Annotated in this window: 16 protein-coding genes; 8 read left to right on the forward strand and 8 right to left on the reverse strand. The window is 68.5% G+C overall.

Features of this window, described 5'->3' with window-relative positions; translation table 11 throughout:
- Positions 1 to 585: 585 nt before the first annotated feature.
- Positions 586 to 1,656, reverse strand: a complete 1,071-nt coding sequence (locus tag ACP96_RS11675; protein WP_050033428.1) for a methionine synthase — start codon at positions 1,654 to 1,656, stop codon at positions 586 to 588.
- Positions 1,656 to 2,657 carry a 5-methyltetrahydropteroyltriglutamate--homocysteine methyltransferase gene (locus ACP96_RS11680; RefSeq protein ID WP_050033429.1) on the reverse strand — a complete coding sequence of 334 codons (1,002 nt, stop codon included), beginning with the start codon at positions 2,655 to 2,657 and terminating at the stop codon, positions 1,656 to 1,658. Before ACP96_RS11680 ends, ACP96_RS11675 begins: the two co-directional genes overlap by 1 nt.
- 108 nt (positions 2,658 to 2,765) lie before the next feature.
- Between ACP96_RS11680 and ACP96_RS11685 the strand changes: the two genes are divergently transcribed.
- Positions 2,766 to 3,260: a hypothetical protein gene (locus ACP96_RS11685; protein ID WP_321163761.1), complete on the forward strand. Its 495-nt coding sequence runs from the start codon at positions 2,766 to 2,768 to the stop codon at positions 3,258 to 3,260.
- 21 nt (positions 3,261 to 3,281) lie between these two features.
- On the opposite strand, the gene ACP96_RS11690 is transcribed toward ACP96_RS11685, so the two are convergent.
- From ACP96_RS11690 to ACP96_RS11705, 4 genes are all read right to left on the reverse strand, one after another.
- The gene (locus tag ACP96_RS11690; RefSeq protein WP_050025577.1) at positions 3,282 to 3,875 is read right to left on the reverse strand and encodes a HemK2/MTQ2 family protein methyltransferase; all 594 of its coding nucleotides are present in this window, start codon (positions 3,873 to 3,875) and stop codon (positions 3,282 to 3,284) included.
- Positions 3,872 to 5,080: a mechanosensitive ion channel family protein gene (locus tag ACP96_RS11695; RefSeq protein WP_050033430.1), complete on the reverse strand. Its 1,209-nt coding sequence runs from the start codon at positions 5,078 to 5,080 to the stop codon at positions 3,872 to 3,874. The genes ACP96_RS11690 and ACP96_RS11695 overlap by 4 nt, the downstream gene beginning before the upstream one ends.
- Before the next feature lie 6 nt (positions 5,081 to 5,086).
- Positions 5,087 to 6,025, reverse strand: coding sequence for a 16S ribosomal RNA methyltransferase A (locus ACP96_RS11700; protein WP_050033431.1), 939 nt, complete (start codon positions 6,023 to 6,025; stop codon positions 5,087 to 5,089).
- Between the two features lie 97 nt (positions 6,026 to 6,122).
- A complete protein-coding gene (locus tag ACP96_RS11705) occupies positions 6,123 to 6,701 on the reverse strand; it encodes a DUF655 domain-containing protein (protein WP_050033432.1) in 579 nt (192 codons plus the stop codon).
- 117 nt (positions 6,702 to 6,818) lie between these two features.
- Between ACP96_RS11705 and ACP96_RS11710 the strand changes: the two genes are divergently transcribed.
- The 7 genes from ACP96_RS11710 to ACP96_RS11740 all read left to right on the forward strand — a co-directional run bounded on the left by ACP96_RS11710 (position 6,819) and on the right by ACP96_RS11740 (position 13,655).
- Positions 6,819 to 7,691, forward strand: coding sequence for a YqcI/YcgG family protein (locus ACP96_RS11710; RefSeq protein WP_050033433.1), 873 nt, complete (start codon positions 6,819 to 6,821; stop codon positions 7,689 to 7,691).
- Positions 7,684 to 8,271: a cysteine hydrolase family protein gene (locus tag ACP96_RS11715; protein WP_050033434.1), complete on the forward strand. Its 588-nt coding sequence runs from the start codon at positions 7,684 to 7,686 to the stop codon at positions 8,269 to 8,271. Before ACP96_RS11710 ends, ACP96_RS11715 begins: the two co-directional genes overlap by 8 nt.
- A gap of 76 nt (positions 8,272 to 8,347) precedes the next feature.
- Positions 8,348 to 9,286, forward strand: a complete 939-nt coding sequence (gene lipA / locus ACP96_RS11720) for a lipoyl synthase (RefSeq protein ID WP_050033435.1) — start codon at positions 8,348 to 8,350, stop codon at positions 9,284 to 9,286.
- 143 nt (positions 9,287 to 9,429) lie between these two features.
- Positions 9,430 to 10,551, forward strand: coding sequence for a branched-chain amino acid ABC transporter permease (locus ACP96_RS11725; RefSeq protein ID WP_050025568.1), 1,122 nt, complete (start codon positions 9,430 to 9,432; stop codon positions 10,549 to 10,551).
- Positions 10,548 to 11,891, forward strand: coding sequence for a branched-chain amino acid ABC transporter permease (locus ACP96_RS11730; protein ID WP_050033436.1), 1,344 nt, complete (start codon positions 10,548 to 10,550; stop codon positions 11,889 to 11,891). The genes ACP96_RS11725 and ACP96_RS11730 overlap by 4 nt, the downstream gene beginning before the upstream one ends.
- Complete coding sequence (locus ACP96_RS11735) at positions 11,884 to 12,789, forward strand: ABC transporter ATP-binding protein (protein ID WP_050025567.1); 906 nt, start codon at positions 11,884 to 11,886, stop codon at positions 12,787 to 12,789. The genes ACP96_RS11730 and ACP96_RS11735 overlap by 8 nt, the downstream gene beginning before the upstream one ends.
- Positions 12,786 to 13,655: an ABC transporter ATP-binding protein gene (locus ACP96_RS11740; RefSeq protein WP_202593947.1), complete on the forward strand. Its 870-nt coding sequence runs from the start codon at positions 12,786 to 12,788 to the stop codon at positions 13,653 to 13,655. Before ACP96_RS11735 ends, ACP96_RS11740 begins: the two co-directional genes overlap by 4 nt.
- Positions 13,656 to 14,221: 566 nt before the next feature.
- Here the strand turns inward: ACP96_RS11740 and ACP96_RS11745 are convergent.
- Both ACP96_RS11745 and ggt read right to left on the reverse strand, forming a co-directional pair.
- A complete protein-coding gene (locus ACP96_RS11745; protein WP_050033437.1) occupies positions 14,222 to 15,607 on the reverse strand; it encodes an ABC transporter substrate-binding protein in 1,386 nt (461 codons plus the stop codon).
- Between the two features lie 217 nt (positions 15,608 to 15,824).
- Positions 15,825 to 17,453, reverse strand: a complete 1,629-nt coding sequence (ggt, locus tag ACP96_RS11750) for a gamma-glutamyltransferase (protein WP_050033438.1) — start codon at positions 17,451 to 17,453, stop codon at positions 15,825 to 15,827.
- Positions 17,454 to 17,629 lie beyond the last annotated feature (176 nt).

The following is a 17,629-nucleotide window of genomic DNA, read 5'->3' on the forward strand; positions in this document are numbered from 1 at the left end:
TTCTCTCGTTTAGTCGATCCAGATTCACAAGAGATGGCTTGTCGGCAGCGTTATTTGTTTTGAAGAGACCGGCGCGACGATATATGTCGACCTTTTTATTCGTCGGCAGCGGCAGAGGTGGATAAGAGACAGCTCTTGAGTGATGTTTTCGAGCAGCTGACTAACCGCGTGAGCTTTGCGAAAAACTGGGTCGCAGAGTTCCTTGATCTCCAGAAATTATCCTGAGTACTATAGCCGCCAGCGACGAGGCTGGGGTGGTGTGAGGTGCTGTGCGGTTGCGGGCGGGTGGGACTCAAAGGGGCAGCAGCGAGGGCGGCGCAGGCGACTCAAGCACCGCAACGAGGGAGCGCCAGCGACCGAGTGAGGCGCACAGCGAGCGTGCGTCGCCCTCGCAGCTGGGGCTTTGGAGGTGTTCACCGTGCTGTCTGAGACTTATAAACAGCCGACAGCAACACTACTCGATCGCCTATAAACGACCTCATTCATGACGTACTATACCTACTCCCGTCATCAATCATGAACAAGCGGGGTCTCCCGGCTGCCTCAGTAGGAGATAGACTGAAAATAAAACGTAACTGCCCCGACTCAGTCGTCGAGCGGGTTCTCGATGTCGATCTCGCCGGAATCGATCTCGGCTTCGACCTCGCGGGCCGCGGTGACCATGTTCTCGGTCTTCCCGTACGCGATCTCGCGCGGGAGGAGCTTCAGCCCGCAGTCGGGCGAGATCGTGAGCTTCTCCGGCGGGACGACGCGGAGCCCCTGTCGGATGTTCTCCTTGATCTCCTCGACCGGCTCCACCTCGGCGGTGTGGGCGTCGACGACGCCGAGCGCGAGGTCGGGCTCGAACTCGGGGTCCTCGAACGTCGGGATCTGCTCGTACTCCCCGTTACACAGCTCCACGTCGAACTCGTCGATCGGGTAGTCGTTGATCTCGGGGTAGATCCGCGAGTAGTCGCCGTAACAGACGTGGAGGCCGATCCGGACCTCCTCGTCGATGCCCGAGACGATGCGTTCGAGGGCCTCGCCGACGATGGCGTGGTCCTCGGGCGTCGTCGCCAGCGCGGGCTCGTCGATCTGGATGTAGCGCGCGCCGGCCTCGACCAGCTTCTCGACCTCCTCGTTGACGAGGTCGGCGAGGTCGTACACGAGCTCCTCGGTGGAGGGGTACGCCTCGTTGAACGCCCAGAAGCCGAGCGTGTACGGCCCCGTGATCGGGACCTTGACGGGGCGCTCGGACACCTCTGTGGTGAACCCGAACTCGTCGACGAGCCACGGCTCGTCGTACTCGACCTCCTCGACGACCGAGGGCTTGTCGAAGTAGTTGTGGCCCCACACCTTCACCGGGCCGTTGAACTCGTAGCCGTCGATGCGGTCAGCGAAGAACTCGACCATCTCGTTGCGGCGCATCTCGCCGTCGACGACCGTGTCGAGCCCGGCGCGCTCGTGCTCGTGCGTGATGAGCCGACAGGCGTCGTCGTGGGCCTCCTCCAGGTCCCCCTCGTCGAACTTCGAGTCGGGGTCCTCGACCAGCTCGTCGGCCCGGTTGAGCCACTTCGGCTTCGGGTACGAGCCGACGACGGTCGTCAGGAGGAACGAGTCGTTGGGGTGGTCGTGCGGGCGGAACTGTTCGCGGTTTGCTTCGGGGGTTCGGACCATTAGTCGAGCACCTCCGCGGCGGCGGACAGGGCGTTCAGCTTCGCGCGGTACTTGTTAGCGGGCAGGTAGAACAGCTCGGTGTTGGGCGTCAGGTAGGTTCGGTCGAACCCCTCGGCGGGAATCTGCGACTCGAACCACTCGACGCGCTCCGCGATCGTCTCCGGCTCCTCGACGAGCGTGTTCTGCCCGTCGACGAGCCCGAACGCGAGCGAGTCGGTTGCGCCGAACTCCTGGACGTTGTAGACGGTGTCGTCGCGGTCGCCGGCGACCAGGTCGAGGCCGAGCGCGTCCGCGCCCGCCTCGTCGACGAGGTGGGCGTACAGCTTCTCGCCGAGCGCGCCGTACGAGGTCTGGACGACCACGTCGGCGTCGGTCGCGTCGGCCACTGTCGCGATGGCGTCGGTCGCGGTCGACTCCTCGCCCTCGGCGGGCGGGTTCGTAACGAGCGACGGTTCGAGGAGGAACAGCGTCTCGTGGGAGGGGAACGCCTCGACCTCGCCCGCGAGGAACTCGGCGATCGCGGCCTGGAACTCGGCCTCGTCGCCGTAGTGCTCGTCGGTCGCGAGTTCCGCGAGCGAGTACGGACCGGGGAGCGTCGCGGCGAGGGGGGCCTCGCCGTCGATCAGGTCGGTCGCCCGCTCCAGTTCGCGCGCCACGTCGCCGGAGAAGTCGAGGTCGTCGACGACCCGCGGGTCGCGGTAGAAGTTGTTGTTGTCGTAGTACCGCACGATACCGCCGGTCTCGACGCTGTCGTGGACCGTCAGCGGGTGCGCGATCATGTCGTCCCAGCGCCCCTGTCCCTCGACGACGCGATCGAGGCCGGCGTCGAGCTGGTCGTCGACGTACTCGGCGCGTACCTCGGCATACTCCTCGACGATCGCCTCGCTCTCGTCACCGCTCAGGAGGTCACCCTTCTGGTGCCCCTTGAGGTCGGAGAGCGTCTCCTTCGCCCAGTCCGGGAGCGGGTACAGCCCCGGCGTGGCCGCGACTCGTTCAGTCATCACCGATCGTTCGATATGCCGTGGTATAATATTTGCTAATGTGTTTTATGCCTTATAGTAATTACTTCGCTGTCAAGCGTTATTTGCTCTCCTCGCATTCGGGCAATTATGAGACGGGATGTACTCGGGACCGCCCGGCGGCACCCCGCGTTGACGTTCGGAATGGCCGGCGGCGGATTCGCGCTGCTATATATTCTGTCCGAGCCGGTTCTGGACGCGCTCGGCGGACAGGAGTTTACCGCTCCGTCGGCCTTCCTGCTGCTGTTCGTCGTCGGAGGGTTTCTCGGCGGGGCGCTCGTCGCGTGGCTGCTCTGGGAACGCCTCGGTGGCGAACGCTCGCCGATCCGCGGAGCGGGGATCGGAGCCCTCGTCGGCCTGCTCGCGATGCCGGTCGTGTTCTATTTCCTCGAACTCGCGCTCGTCGTCGTCGACGGGAACCCGTTCGAGCCGCTACCGGGAGCGACCCCCGGGATCCAACTGGGTTCCGACCTCCTCATGTTCCTTCTCGCTCCGCTGCTCCTCGGTGCGCTCGGGGTGATCGTGACCTACGGCGGGACGGTTATCGTCGGTGCGCTCGTCGGCTTTCTCCTCGCTCGCGAATAAGTCGTTCTGGCCGCGAACGCCTCACTCTCGCCGCAGCGCCAGCACCGTCAGCGTCTCGAACGGGAACGACTCCTCGACGACCGGCTCGGCCGCGAACCCGGCGTCATCGGCGAGGGCAAGCACTTCCTCGTACCCCGTCAGCGACGAGACCAGAAGGAGAACCACGCCCCCCGGCGCGAGCACGCGCCCCACGTCGTCGAGGAACGGCTCGATGAGCTCCCGACCCGACTCGCCGCCCGAGAGCGCGTGCTCCATCCAGTCGTCCCACTCGTTGTCCGGGTCGGTCGGGAGATACGGCGGGTTGAAACACACCGTGTCGAACGCGTCCGCCCGAAACGGCGAGAGGAGGTCGGCGACGACCCCCTCGACGCCCCGGTCGCGGGCCTGCCGCGCCGCGTGCGGGTTGAGGTCGCTGCCGACGGTGTCCAGCCCGCGCTCCTCGGAAATCTGTTGAGCCACCCACCCCGAGCCCGTGCCGACCTCCAGCACCCGGCCGTGCGCCTCTTCGAGCGCCGCCTCCGCGAGCAACCCGGAGTCCTCGGCCGGCTGGTAGACGACGGCGTCGTCGAGCCCGCGCCGCTCCGCGAGGCCGGCATCGGGGTCGTCTCCGGTCATCGGTCCGAGCCCTCCGAACCGTCGGTGTCGCCGTCGCTTCCGGCGTTCCCGCTTTCAGACGCCTCGCCGCCCTCGGCGTCCGACCGCGACCCGCCGCGCGTCGCGGCGCGCTCCTCGACCGACGCGTCCAGTTGCGGGCCCGTGGCGTCCGCGTTCCGTGCGGAGAGCGTCTGCTGGGGGAAGGGGATCACGATCCCCTCGTCTTCGAGCGACCCCTTGATCGCGTTCATCGCGGCGGTCTGCGTGCGCCAGCGCTTTCGCATGCTCGGATTTCGGATCCAGTAGCGCAGCCCGAGCACGACCGCCGAGTCGTCGAACCGCTTCGTCACGGCGTTCGGCTCGGGCATCTCGGCCACGTCCTCGACCTCGGCGACGGTCTCCTCGATCACCGCCGCCGCGCGCTCGACGTCGGTGTCGTAGTCGACGCCCACCTCGATCTCGATCCGCAGCCGGTTCCGCCGCGATCGGTCGATTATCGATCCCGAGCGCACGTCGTCGTTCGGGAGCGTGATCACCTCGCCGTCGAACGACCGGAGGCGTGTACTCATGATCGAGATCTCCGTGACGGTCCCCTCGTGGTCACCGACTTCGACCCAGTCGCCCACCTCGAACGGGCGCGAGAACATCAGCACGAAGCCGGCGAGGATCGCCCCGAGCGTCTGGCGGGCCGCCATGCCGACCACGATCCCGAGGAACCCGGCCCCGACGAGGAGCCCGCCGACGTTGTCGGTGAAGAGGCCGACGACCACGAGCAGCGCGGCCGTGTACACCGAGAGCTGCGTGAGCCGGAGGATGACCTCCTGCTGGTGGTCGGAGACCGACGCGCTCTCGGCGGATATCTCCCGGATCACGCCGCCGAGGAAGTCCGTGACCGCGTACGCGATCGCGAGGAGCACCACCGCGAGCACGACGTTCGAGAGCTGGTCGGCGATCGCGGCGGACCGAACGGCTTCGAGCAGCGCTCCGCTCCGGTCCCACACCCCGATCAGCGCGATCGCGCCGGCGGCCGTCACGGCGGCGACGCTCGTGGACAACAGCAGCCGACGCGTCGAGGAGAGCTCCGCGTCCCGCCGCTTCAGGCGACGAGTGAGGTACCGCGCGGCGATCACGACCGCGACGATCAGCGCGGAGACCGCGATCCGCTCGACGTTGCCGGCGACGGCTCCCTGCACGTCGGTCGTGAGACCGGAACTCGCGCCCGTCATTCGTCCTCACACCTCCGTCGGCGAGCCGTGCTCGCGCGCCAGCTCGGCCAGCGCCGCGAACGCGGACGGATCGAGGTCACCGGGTCGACGGCGGAGCAGCTCCTCGTCGGCGGCGTCGACGACGGCCTCCGGGTCGTCCAACCCGGAGATGTGGCCAGTGTTCCGGATCGCGTTCCGGACCGTCTTGCGCCGCTGGGTGAACAGCGCCTTCACGAACCGGAGGAAAAAGGCCTCGTCGCCCACCTCGTAGTCCGGGTCGCGGGGCGTACACCGGACCACGGCGCTCTCGACGGCGGGCCGGGGGTCGAACGCCTCTTTCGGGACGCGCTCGACGATCTCCACGGCGGCGTAGTGCTGGGCGGACACGGAGAGCCGGCCGTACTCCGACTCGCCGGCCGACGCCACCATGCGCTCGGCGAACTCGGCCTGAAACATCAGAACGAGCGGTTTCCCCTCCGGGAGCAGCCGGAAGGCGATCTCCGAGGAGACGCCGTACGGGAGGTTCGCGACGCAGGCGGTGAAGGCCGGGAGGTCGACGTCGAGCGCGTCGCCCTCGATCACGTCGAGGAGGCCGTCGTCGACCGCCGTCGCGAACTCCTCGCGGAGAAAGTCGGCGAAGGCGCCGTCGCGCTCGATCACGGAGAGGCGGCCGGGGGCGGGCTCGCGGCCGGAAGCGGGGTCGGAGCCGGTGGACGCGTCGCCGCCCTCCGCGACGATCGCCGCCAGCAGCCGGTCGGTGAGCGCGCCGGCGCCCCCGCCGATCTCCAAGAGGTGGCTCGTGTCGGCGTCGTCCGGGAGGTACGCGGGGATCCGATCGAGGACGCGGTCGTCGACGAGGAAGTGCTGGTCGCGGTCGGGGTTCGCGCGCTCCCCGGCCCGCCGGGCGAGCGCGTCGGGATCGCGGTCCCCGTACGCCGCGCCAGCGCCCGTCGATGAATCGGTCATGGCCGCGTTACTCCGTCGTTCCGGGTAAAAGTCCCGTTTCGGGGCGTCGGTGGCCCCCGGACCGGTCACCGCGCTTCCCGGCCGTCCCTCGCCCGCCTCACTCCTCGTACCCGACGAACCGGCGGTACTTGAGGTCCTCCTCGCGGATCTCTTCGACGATCCGCTCGACGATCACCTCCTTGGGGCGGTGGAGGCCGGTGACGCGCTCGGAGATCTCCTCGAAGCTCTCGAAGGGGCGGCGCTTCCGCTCGTCGAGCACCTTGTTCCGGAGCTGCTTGCCGATCCCCGGCAGGAGGTTGAGCTGGTGGAGTCGCAGGGTGATCGGCCCGGCCTCGTTGTAGAAGTCGACGAACCGCTCCTCGTCGCCCTCGACGATGGCCTCGACCGCGTACTCGATCTCGGCGGCCGCGTTCCGGGTGAGGTCGTCGAACGAAACCTCGTGATACCGGCCGACTGCGGGGCCGTCCAGCGCGATCCGGTCGCTCACGGAGATGTCCGCCGCCTCGTCGAGCGCGAGCTCGTACAGCTCGAACGCGTCCGTCCCGAGCCCGTACGCGACCGGCGACTTCCGGTACTGCGGGCGATCGTCGTCCGGCCGCCCGTTTGGCATCACGTCCAACAGGACGACCGCGGGACCGCCGTCCGCGTCGGGCGCGTCGGCTTCGGGATCGCTCATACGTGATTTAGCGTTCCGCGCGGTGAAAAAACCGCTGGCGCGCGGCGGGAGAGCGATCCCTTCCGGATCGGTGACGACCGCCGAAAGCCAAAAGCCCGTCTGTCCCCCACGAATCGTATGAACGAGCCCGCCACCGAGGGCGTGCTGTTGGACCAGGAGACGCTCCACGATCGGCTCGACGACGCGCCCGGCTGGCTGCGGGACCACTACCGCACCTTCCGCGAGTCGATGCTCGGCGAGCGCGACGGCTCCCCGTTCCCCTGCTACTTCGGTATCGAGGTGGAGCGCGAGGGAGACCTGCTGTACGCCGCCTGCGAGTCGACCACCGATCCCGCGGCGCTCCTCCGGTTCCGCGACGTCCTCGTCGAGTACCTCGACAGGTACGAGAACCACGCCGACCGCGCCCCGCTCGCGGTGTTCTTCCGACCGCCCGACGGCGACCGGGGCGAGGCGCACTACCACGAACGCCTCTGGCACGTCTTGGAGTTCCTCCACGTCCACGACCCCGAGCCGTGGCCCGACAACATCCCGACCGACCCGGACACACCCCGCTTCGAGTTCTGCTTCGGCGGCGAGCCGCTGTTCCCGACCTCTCGCGCGCCGTTCTACGACGAGCGCAAGAGCCGGTACTCGCCGGTGGGGCTCGAGATCACCTTCCAGCCGCGGGCCGTCTTCGACGGGCTCACCGCCGACACGGAGGCGGGCCAGCGCGCCCGCGAGACGATCCGCGAGCGCATGGACGAGTACGACGGGGTCTGTCCCCACGCCGACCTCGGCGACTGGGGCGTCGAGGGCGACCGCGAGTGGAAACAGTACCTGTTCCGCGAGGACGGCGACGCGAGCCCGGACGCCTGTCCCCTGAACCCGACTCCCGACCACCCGAAGGCGCCCGAGGCGCTGCTGGAGCCGGGTGCGTGGCGCCGGCTCGACGAGTCCCCCGCCCCCGGCGACGACGACGCCGCCCTGACCGCGGGGCTCGGCGATGACTGACTCGTCGCGGTCGGCGGACACCGGCGCCGCTCCCGGGCATGTCGACGACGCCGTCCTCCTCCTGATCGACTTCCAGACCGGCTTCGACGAGCCGGGGTGGGGCGAGCGCAACAACCCCGACGCGGAGTCGGTCGCGTCCGCGCTCCTCAGCCGGTGGCGCGAGGCCGACCGCCCGGTCGCGCACGTGCGACACGCCTCGACAGAGCCCGACTCCCCGCTGCGCCCGGACGCCCCGGGCTTCGCGTGGAAGCCGGAGACCGCTCCCGCGGCGGGCGAGCCGACCTTCGAGAAGTCGGTCAACGGCGCCTTCCTCGACTCGGGGCTCGACGAGTGGCTCCGCGAAGGGGGCCACGAGTCGCTCGTCGTCTGCGGGCTCACCACCGACCACTGCGTCTCGACGACGGCCCGGATGGCCGAGAACCGGGGGTACGAGGTCTCGGTCGTCGCCGATGCCACCGCGACCCACGCCCGGACGGCCCGCGACGGCGATCGGATCGATCCGGAGACCTCTCACCGCGTCGCGCTCGCGCATCTCGACGGCGAGTTCGCGACGGTCGTCGAGGCCGACGACCTCCAGTGACTTAGGGCGGCCCGGGATGTCCCGCGGTCGTCGCTCGGATCCTCACGCTTTTCCACTCCGCCGCCGTGGTTCCGGTATGCAACGCGGCCGTCGGAAGCCGGACTGGCTGAAGTCGCGCCCGCCGTCCGGGAGCCGGTTCACCGAGATCAAGTCCACCCTCCGCGACCGCGACCTCCACACGGTCTGCGAGGAGGCGAACTGCCCGAACATGGGCGAGTGCTGGTCGGGGGAAGATGGCCCAGGCACGGCGACGTTCATGCTCATGGGCGACCGCTGCTCGCGCGGATGTAACTTCTGCGACGTGGAGACGGGCGGGATGGAGCCGCTCGACCCGGACGAGCCCGCGAACGTCGCGGACGCGGTCGCCGAGATCGGGCTCGACTACGTCGTGCTCACGTCGGTCGACCGCGACGACCTCGCTGACGGCGGCTCCGCGCACTTCGCCGAGACGATCCGCGAGATCAAGCGCCGCGACCCGGAGATCCTCGTCGAGACGCTGATCCCCGACTTCGGGGGCGACCCCGAGGCGATTGACCGGATCGTCGACGCCGGACCCGACGTGATCGCCCACAACGTTGAGACGGTCGAACGACTCCAGTGGCCGGTCCGGGACCGGCGGGCGAACTACGAGCAGTCGCTCGCGGTGCTCGATCGGGTGGACCGGGAGTCCGACATCCACACCAAGACGAGCCTCATGCTCGGCGTCGGCGAGTACGACCACGAGGTGTACCGCACCCTCGGGGACCTCCGCGAGGTCGGCGTCGACGTGGTCACGTTCGGGCAGTACCTCCGGCCGTCGCGCTCGCACCTCGACGTGTTCGAGTACGTCCACCCCGACGTCTTCGAGACGTGGCGCGCGGTCGCCGAAGGGGAGTTCGACTTCCTCTACTGCGCTTCCGGGCCGATGGTCCGATCCTCGTACAAGGCCGGCGAGCTGTTCGTCGAGGCGCTGCTCCGGGAAGGGCGGGCCCCCGAGGACGCCCGGCGTCAGGCGCGGGCCGCGGGCGGCGACTGAGGCGTGGGCCCCAGACCGTTCGGCGCGGATTGAAAAACCACCACGCTTCGACAGCTGTCAGGCGTTCTTGAGGTATCGTCTTTTGTCGAAACAGCGAGTTATTTACCTCTCCACGACTCACCCTGCGTCAGTGAGACGCACACATGGGAACAACTGAATCGTCGATCGTCGACTCGGCGCGGGCCCGACCGGGGCTTCTCCTCGTCGCTCTCCTCGGCGGCCTGCTCCTCGTCGACCTCGCCGCGAAACTCGCCGGGGTTGACCTCGGTCCGATCGGCGGGGCGCTCTCGGCCGATCGGCTCGGATCGAACCTCTGGAGCGGGGTCGTGATCGGACTCGTGATCGGGCTCGCCGGGATCGGACTCTCGATGACGTACAGCATCCTCTCGTTCGCGAACTTCTCGCACGGCGATCTCCTCAGCACCGGAGCGTTCACCGGCTGGGGCGTCGCCTTCCTGATCGCCGGATTCGGCGACGTGCCGCTCCGGGCGCTGCTGACCGTCGGGGACGCCGGGAGCGCGACCCCCGGCGACATCGGGGCGCACGTCCTCTCGACGCCGCTCGCGATACTCGTCGGACTGCTCGCAGCGTTCGCGGTCACCGCCGTCGTCGCACTGGCGCTTGACCGCGCGTTCTACAAGCCGATGCGGGACCGCGACGGGATCTCGATCCTCATCGCGTCGATCGGCGCCGCGCTGATCGTCCGCTACGTGATCCAGTTCGTCTACGGCTCCGACCGGCGGGGCGTCACGGCGAGCGTCGAGGCCTCGAATCTGGCGTTCGGTCCGCTCGGGATCTCCGTCAACGCCCACGATCTGACCATCGCTGTCGCCGCGCTCGGGCTCATGCTCGCGATGCACTTCATGCTCCAGCGCACGAAGCTCGGCACCGCGATGCGGGCGATGGCCGACAACAAGGACCTCGCCCTCGTCACCGGCATCCCGGCCGAGCGCGTCGTCACCGCGACGTGGATCATCGGCGGCGGGCTGGCCGGCGCGTCGGGGTACCTCTACGTCCTGCTCCGCGGGACGATCCAGTTCGACTTCGGCTGGCTGCTGCTCCTCCTGATCTTCGCGGCCGTAATCTTAGGCGGGATCGGGTCGGTGTACGGCGCGATCGCTGGCGGGCTCGTCATTGGGATCGTCTTCACCACGTCGACGATCTGGATCCCGTCCGACTTCAACGAGGCCGCCGCCTTCGCGGTGATGATCGTCATGCTTCTGCTGCGCCCCGAGGGGCTCTTCGGAGGTGTTTCGACCGCATGAGCGACGCTTCGCCGCCGTCGGGCGAGGGGGGATCGCCGGCCGACGGATCGGCCCCGGAGAGCGCGACCGCCGCCCTGATTGACGCCGCCCGGCGGAGCGACCTCGGGCTCGTGCTCGGGACGCTCCTCCTCGTCTACCTCGCCGCGACGCTGCTCACCTTCACCGACGGGCTCAACAGCGTCGTCGGGCTGATGCGGACGCTGACGTTCCTCGGGCTCGTGTACGCGCTCGCCGCGCTCGCGTTGAACCTCCAGTGGGGGTACGCCGGGCTGTTCAACATCGGCGTCGCCGGGTTCATGGCGCTCGGCGTCTACACGATGGGGATCGTCGTCCGGTCCCCCGACCCGGCGTTCGGCCCGCCCGGATTCGGGCTCCCGCTCCCGGTCGGCATCGTCGCCGGCATGCTGATGGCCGCCGTCGTGGGGCTGCTCGCGGCGCTCCCGGCGCTCCGGCTCAAGGCTGATTACCTCGCGATCGTCACGCTCGGCATCTCGGAGATCATCCGGCTGTTCCTCCAGTCGAGTGCGTTCGACACGTTCCTCAGGGACACGCTCGGCGTGGGCACCGGCGGCGGCCGCGGCATGGGGATGCCGCAGAATCCGATCCGCGAGCTGTTCCTCGTCGACGGACAGGCGGGGACGCCGACGGCCCTCGGCGACCTCATCTTCGGCGTCTTCGGCGAGAGCGGGCTCGGGATCTCCAACACGATCCTCATCGACTGGGCGTACATCGCCGTGCTCGCCGCCTTCGTGATCGGCTTTTACGTCCTGCTCGAACGGCTCGGCCGGTCGCCGTTCGGCCGGCTCCTCAAGGCGATCCGGGAGGACGAGCTCGTCGCCGACTCGCTCGGGAAGAACGTGGACCTGATCAAGATCAAGGTGTTCGTCATCGGCTGCGCGCTGATGGGACTGGCGGGGATCCTCTGGTTCGGTAGCCAGGGCAACGTCTCGCCGACGCCGCAGTTCATGCCCGTCCTGACCTTCTACGTCTTCATCGCCGTCATCATCGGCGGGTCCGGCTCGAACACCGGCGCGGTCCTCGGCGGCATCGTCTTCGCAACCGTGCTGTTCGAGGGACCGCGCCGCATCGGGTCGTCGCTGCGCGACGTGATCGACGCCGAGACGCCGCCGTCGTTCGGGGACGCGCTGGTCTCGCTGGATCCGACCGCGTTCCTCGCGTACGCGACCGACAACATCGCGCCGCTGCAGTTCGTCTTCCTCGGGCTCATCCTGGTGTTCATCATGCACCGGCGGCCCGACGGGATACTCGGCGACCGGATCGAGACGGCCGCGGCCGTCGACCTCTCGGAGCGCCCCAGCGGGGGTGAGACCGATGAGTAGCGACATCCCGGAGGCCTCGGACGTCGCCGACGCGGCGGACGAAGTCGACGCGGCCGACGCGATCAGCGACGAGCCCGAGGCGAACGACAGCGCCGTCGAGGAGGCGGCGAAGCACATCCCGTCCGGGGGGACGTCGCCGCTCCGAGTCGACGGGCTCGTCAAGCGCTTCGGCGGCGTCACCGCCGTCGACGGCGCCTCCTTCGAGGTCGAACAGGGATCGCTCACCGGCCTGATCGGTCCCAACGGGGCCGGCAAGTCGACCACGTTCAACTGCATCACCGGCGTCCACGAGCCGACGGCGGGGTCGGTGTACTTCAAGGGCGAGGACGTCACCGGGCTCGAACCGTACCAGATGGCGCGGAAGGGACTCGTGCGGACCTTCCAGATCGCCCGCGAGCTAGAGGAGATGACCGTGCTGGAGAACCTGATGCTCGCGCCGAAGGGGCAGATCGGCGAGTCGGCGATCCGGGCGGTCACGCCCGGGCTCCGCGGCGAGGTGATCGAGCAGGAGGAAGAGACCCGCGAGCGCGCCTGGGAGACGCTTGACTTCTTCGAGATCGACCACCTCGCGACCGAACACGCCGGCAACCTCTCCGGGGGGCAGCGGAAGCTGCTGGAGATGGCGCGCGCGCTCATGACCGACCCGGAAGTGGTCCTGCTCGACGAGCCGCTCGCGGGGGTTAACCCCACGCTAGAGGAGAAGCTCCTCGACCGGATCCACCAGCTGCGCGAGGACGGCTACACCTTCCTCCTCGTCGAACACGACATGGACGTCATCATGAACAACTGCGAACACGTCATCGTCATGCACCAGGGAAGCGTTCTCGCCGAGGGGACTGGCGACGAGATACGGAACAACGAACAGGTCATCGAGGCCTACCTGGGTGAGGACATATGAGCGCCGACGAGGCGGAAGCCACCGACGAAACCGCCGGGGACGACCCCGGCGACGCCGGAGATTCGCCGAGCGCGGACACCGATGATTCCCCGAGTACCGCCGGCGGCGACACGCCACTCTCCGCCGAGGTCGACGCGGGAACGACACACACGCTCGACGGCGACGCGATCCTCCGGCTCCGAGACCTCGACGCCGGCTACGGCGACCTCCAGATCCTCTCCGACGTCGACCTCGACGTCGCCGACGGGGAGTACGTCACCATCGTCGGTCCCAACGGGGCGGGCAAGTCGACGGTGATGAAGACCGTCTTCGGGCTCACGACCTACATGAACGGGACCGTCGAGTTCGAGGGCGAATCGATCCACGGGCTTCCGCCCGAGCAGATCATCCGCGAGGGGATCGGGTTCGTCCCGCAGAACGACAACGTGTTCCCGGGACTGAGCGTGCGCGAGAACCTGGAGATGGGCGCGTACATTCTCGACAGCGTTCCCGAGGACCAGATCGAAGAGATCTACGACCGGTTCCCCATCCTCCGGGAGCGGAAGGAACAGAAGGCCGGGACGCTCTCCGGCGGTCAGCGGCAGATGGTCGCGATGGGGCGCGCGCTCATGCTCGACCCCGACCTCCTGTTGCTCGACGAGCCCTCCGCGGGGCTCGCACCCGACCTCGTGGCCGACATGTTCGACCGGATCGATCGGATCAACGACTCGGGGACGGCGGTGCTCATGGTCGAGCAGAACGCGAAGGAGGCGCTGCGGCGTTGCGACCGCGGCTACGTCCTCGTGAACGGCGAGAACCGCTACACCGACCGCGGGGAGGTGCTGCTCGGCGACGAGGACGTGCGGAAGGACTTCCTGGGCGGATAATCGACTCAGCGGCTCCAGAGACATCCGTTCTTCAGATTCCCGTTCTGAAACCGCGGATCGCTGAACCGTGTCTCTCGATCGAGTGCGGGAGTGGGTATAGCGAATTGGTGAAACGGTTGTTTATAAGCGATCGAGTGATGTTGCTGGCGGTCGTTTATAAGTCTCAGACAGCACGGTGAACATCTCCAAAGCCCCAGCCGCGAGGGCGGCGCACGCTCGCTGCGCGCCTCACTCGGTCGCTATCGCTCCCTCGTTGCGGTGCTTACCTCGCCTGCGCCGCCCTCGCGGCTGCCCCTTTGAGCCCACCCCGCACCGCAACCGCACAGCCTCACGCCTCCCCAGCCTCGTCGCTGGCGGCTGTCGCCGCCAGCGACTCCCTCGCACCGGCGGTTCGCGGCCCTTCGGGCCGCTCACCGGGGCGCGCCACCACCCGTTCGTTTATAAGCGATCGTCGCCGTCGCTCACGGTTGTTTAAATACTCTATCGTCGCCATCGATCTGCAACACTCACTCCCACCATCGCGCAGAAAAAATCGGAAAACGGACCGAGCCGAACCGCCTGCTCGCCTACTGGTTCAGCACGCTCGACCACTGGCTGGTGTACGTCGCCTGTGCCGGCTCGAAGGAGACGCGCTCCGCGATCGTGCCGCCGTTGTCCTCGAACGAGGCCACGTACTCCTCCTCGAGCGACTGGCCGTAGGCGTCGTTGAGGTACAGGGTTCCGGAAGACTCGGCGCCGACCGTGTCGCCCCGCGCGAGCTCGGCCATCGCCGGGCCCTGCAGGAGGTCGGACGGCGCGGTCCGGAAGATGTAGCCGTTGTCGTCCAAGTCGGTCACGTCCGGGCTCGTCGAAGACGGCGAGATGCCGACGACGCCGTTGGGGATGTACACCTGGTCGGCCACCTGCAGGTTCACGTTCGAGGAGGCCGGGCCGACGACCGCGCCGTAGCCGGCGTCGACGAGCGCGTTCGCGCCCGAAATCCCCGCCTGCGGGTCCGTCTGCGTGTCCTCAACGCGGGTGTTCACCGTGACATTCAGGTCCGCGTCGTTGACCTGGATCGCGGCAAGCAGCGCGCCGTCGCGGATCGGACCGCCGAGCGACCCGAGATCACCGGTCTCGGGCATCAGCACGCCGATCATCGCCTCGAACTCGCCGTCGATCCCGACGGGGTCCGCCGCCGTCGCGTTCAGGTCCTCGTCGGAGAGCTCGTTCCCGAACTCGAGGGTGTCGAGCGTGACGATCTCGCCGTCTTGGAAGTCCTGTACGTCGTACGCCGCGGTGGCGATGTCGCCGTTGGAGTCGAAGTTGACGCTCGACGACGCTCCCACGTAGTGGACTGGGTCGCCGGCGGCGACGGTCTCGACCGCCTCGGGGAGGTTCTCCGGGCCGAACTCCTCGCCGCCGGGATTCGCGACGGTCCGGATGCGGTCGCGGATAGCCTCGCCGTTGTTCTCGCCCGCGGCGGTCGCCGCGAGGATCTCGACCGCCATCGCGTCGTAGGCCTGCGCGGTGAACACGCCCGGCGCGGTGTCGTACTCCTCCTCGTACAGGCCGGTGAAGAACTCCGCGCCCGGACCGCCCGCGGACGGCGCAGTCCCGATGACGTTGTTCATGTCGTTGTCGACTTCGCCGGGGAGGTCCGAGTCGATCAGCCCGTCGGGCACGATGATGTCCAGCTCGGGCACGTCGCTGGCGAAGTCGGAGTAGAAGTCGCGGAACAGCTGGATACCGGACTCCGGGAAGCCGACGACCATCACGGCGTCCGGCGCGTCGCCGCCGGACCCGCCGTCGGAACCGTCGCTTCCGTCGGAGCCGTCAGAACCGTCGCTTCCGTCCGAGCTGTCCCCTCCGTCGCTGCCGTCGCCGCTTTCGGTCGAGCAGCCGGCGAGTGCCGCGATGCCGGCCACTCCGGCGCCCTTGAGTACGTCGCGTCGCTGTATCCTTCGCGTCATTCTGTTACGGCATACCATACGTGAGCTTATAAGTGTATCCACGCCCACAAATACCACAGCCGACCGATTCGTTCCGCCGCTGAGGGGCGTGACGCGTTCGAGACGCCGGCTGTCGGGGTCTGGGTCGATCGCCGATCCCGGCGAGATCGGCGTTAGTTATAGATATTGGTCATGTCTCGCCGAGTCGATCGAATCCGGTCCTCCGGACGGGCGAGAGTCAGTACCCCTGCGCGTTTCCGTCCTTCCGCGGCTCGGTCGCCGCCGAGAGGACGCCGTTCCGGGATCGCGCGATCTGAGCGCCGCCGAACCGACCCGGCGGGAGGGTCCGTACGTCGTGGCCCCTCCGAGCAAGCTTCGCGGCGGTCCCCCCGTCAGCGTGGGGTTCGAGCGCCAGCTCGCCGCTCTCGCGGTAGCGCCACCGCGGCTCGTCGAGCGCGCGCTGGAGCGGCATCCCGTAGTCGACGAGGTTCGAAACTACCTGCACGTGCCCCTGCGGCTGCATGTACCCGCCCATCACGCCGAAGGCGGCCCAGTCGTCCTCGTCGAACCGGACGAGGCCGGGTATCAGGGTGTGAAACGGTCGCTTCCCCGGTTCGAGGCGGTTGGGATGGTCGGGATCGAGCGAGAACGACGAGCCCCGGTTCTGAAGGGCGATCCCCGTCTCGCCCGCGACGAGCCCGGAGCCGAACCCGGCGAACCGCGAGTTGATGTACGAGACGATGTTGCCCTCCTCGTCGGCGACCGTCAGCAGGACGGTGTCGGCGTCCTCGGCGTTGGCGTCGGAGACGCCGAAGCTCACGTCGTGGTCGGCGGTCTCGCCGATCTCGGCCGCCCGGCGTTTCGCCCACGACGCGGAGGCGAGCGGTGGGACCTCCTCGTAGGCCGGGTCGGTGATGTAGCGGTGGCCGTCGTGGAAGGCCACCTTCAGCGCCTCCGCGAAGTAGTGGACGCGCTCGGGGGAGTCGTAGTCGTACTCGCCGGCGCCCACCTCGGCGGCGACGTTGAGCGCCTCCAGCGCGATGAGCCCCTGGTTGTTCGGCGGGAGTTCGTACACCTCCGCGCCGTTGTACGTCGTCGAGACCGGATCCGGCCACTCCACCTCGAAGCTCGCGAGGTCGTCAACAGTCATGAACCCGCCCGCCGCCTGCACCTCGTCGGCGATGGCCTCGGCGATCTCGCCCTCGTAGACGACGTCCGCTCCCTCCTCGGCGATCAGCCGCATCGACTCACCGAGCCGCGGGAGCGTCACCCGCTGGCCGATCGATGGCGATTCGCCGTCGAAGAGGTACGCCTCGCGGGCGTGGTCGCTCTCGAACAGCTCCTCGCCACGAGTCCACGACTCCGCGATCACCTCGCTGACCGGGTATCCCTCCGTCGCGTAGCGGATCGCCGGCCGAAGGAGCCGGTCGAGGCCGAACTCGCCGAACCGCTCGGCCGTCGCCTCCCACCCGCGTGCGGTCCCGGGGACCGTCACCGTCTGTGCCCCCGTCATCGGCATCTCGACCGCGCTCGGGTCGCCCTCCTCGATATCGTCGTCGCCCGCGAGCGCCTCCCGGACGTTCTCGATCGTCGCGTCGGCGGGCGCGCCGCCGCAGGCGCGCATGGCGCCGACCTCGCCGTCCGCGGTGCGGTACAGCGCGAACACGTCCCCGCCGATCCCCGTCGACGTCGGCTCGACGACGTTGAGGGCGGCGGCGGTCGCCACCGCGGCGTCGAACGCGTTTCCGCCGTCCCGCAACACCTCGATCCCCGCCTCGCTCGCGAGCGGCTGGCTCGTGGCGACCACGCCGCGCTGTCCGTACACCGTCGACCGCCGGGAGCCGAACCGGTCCACGTCTGGATCCATGCCAACACGTTCGCCGGTATGGGGTTAAACGTCTCCCCGAGCAGTTCCGGTGTTCCCCAGAGGATCCGTGTCACGGTAGCACGTGGTGAGTGGGTTCGACGCCGATCGGCGGCGCTCGCCGGAAACCACCCTAACGGCGCCATCGGCCCGTCTATAACGGTCGTCGACCGAGTCGT

It is taken from the genome of Halorubrum halophilum, from assembly GCF_000739595.1.
Lineage (GTDB): Archaea > Halobacteriota > Halobacteria > Halobacteriales > Haloferacaceae > Halorubrum > Halorubrum halophilum.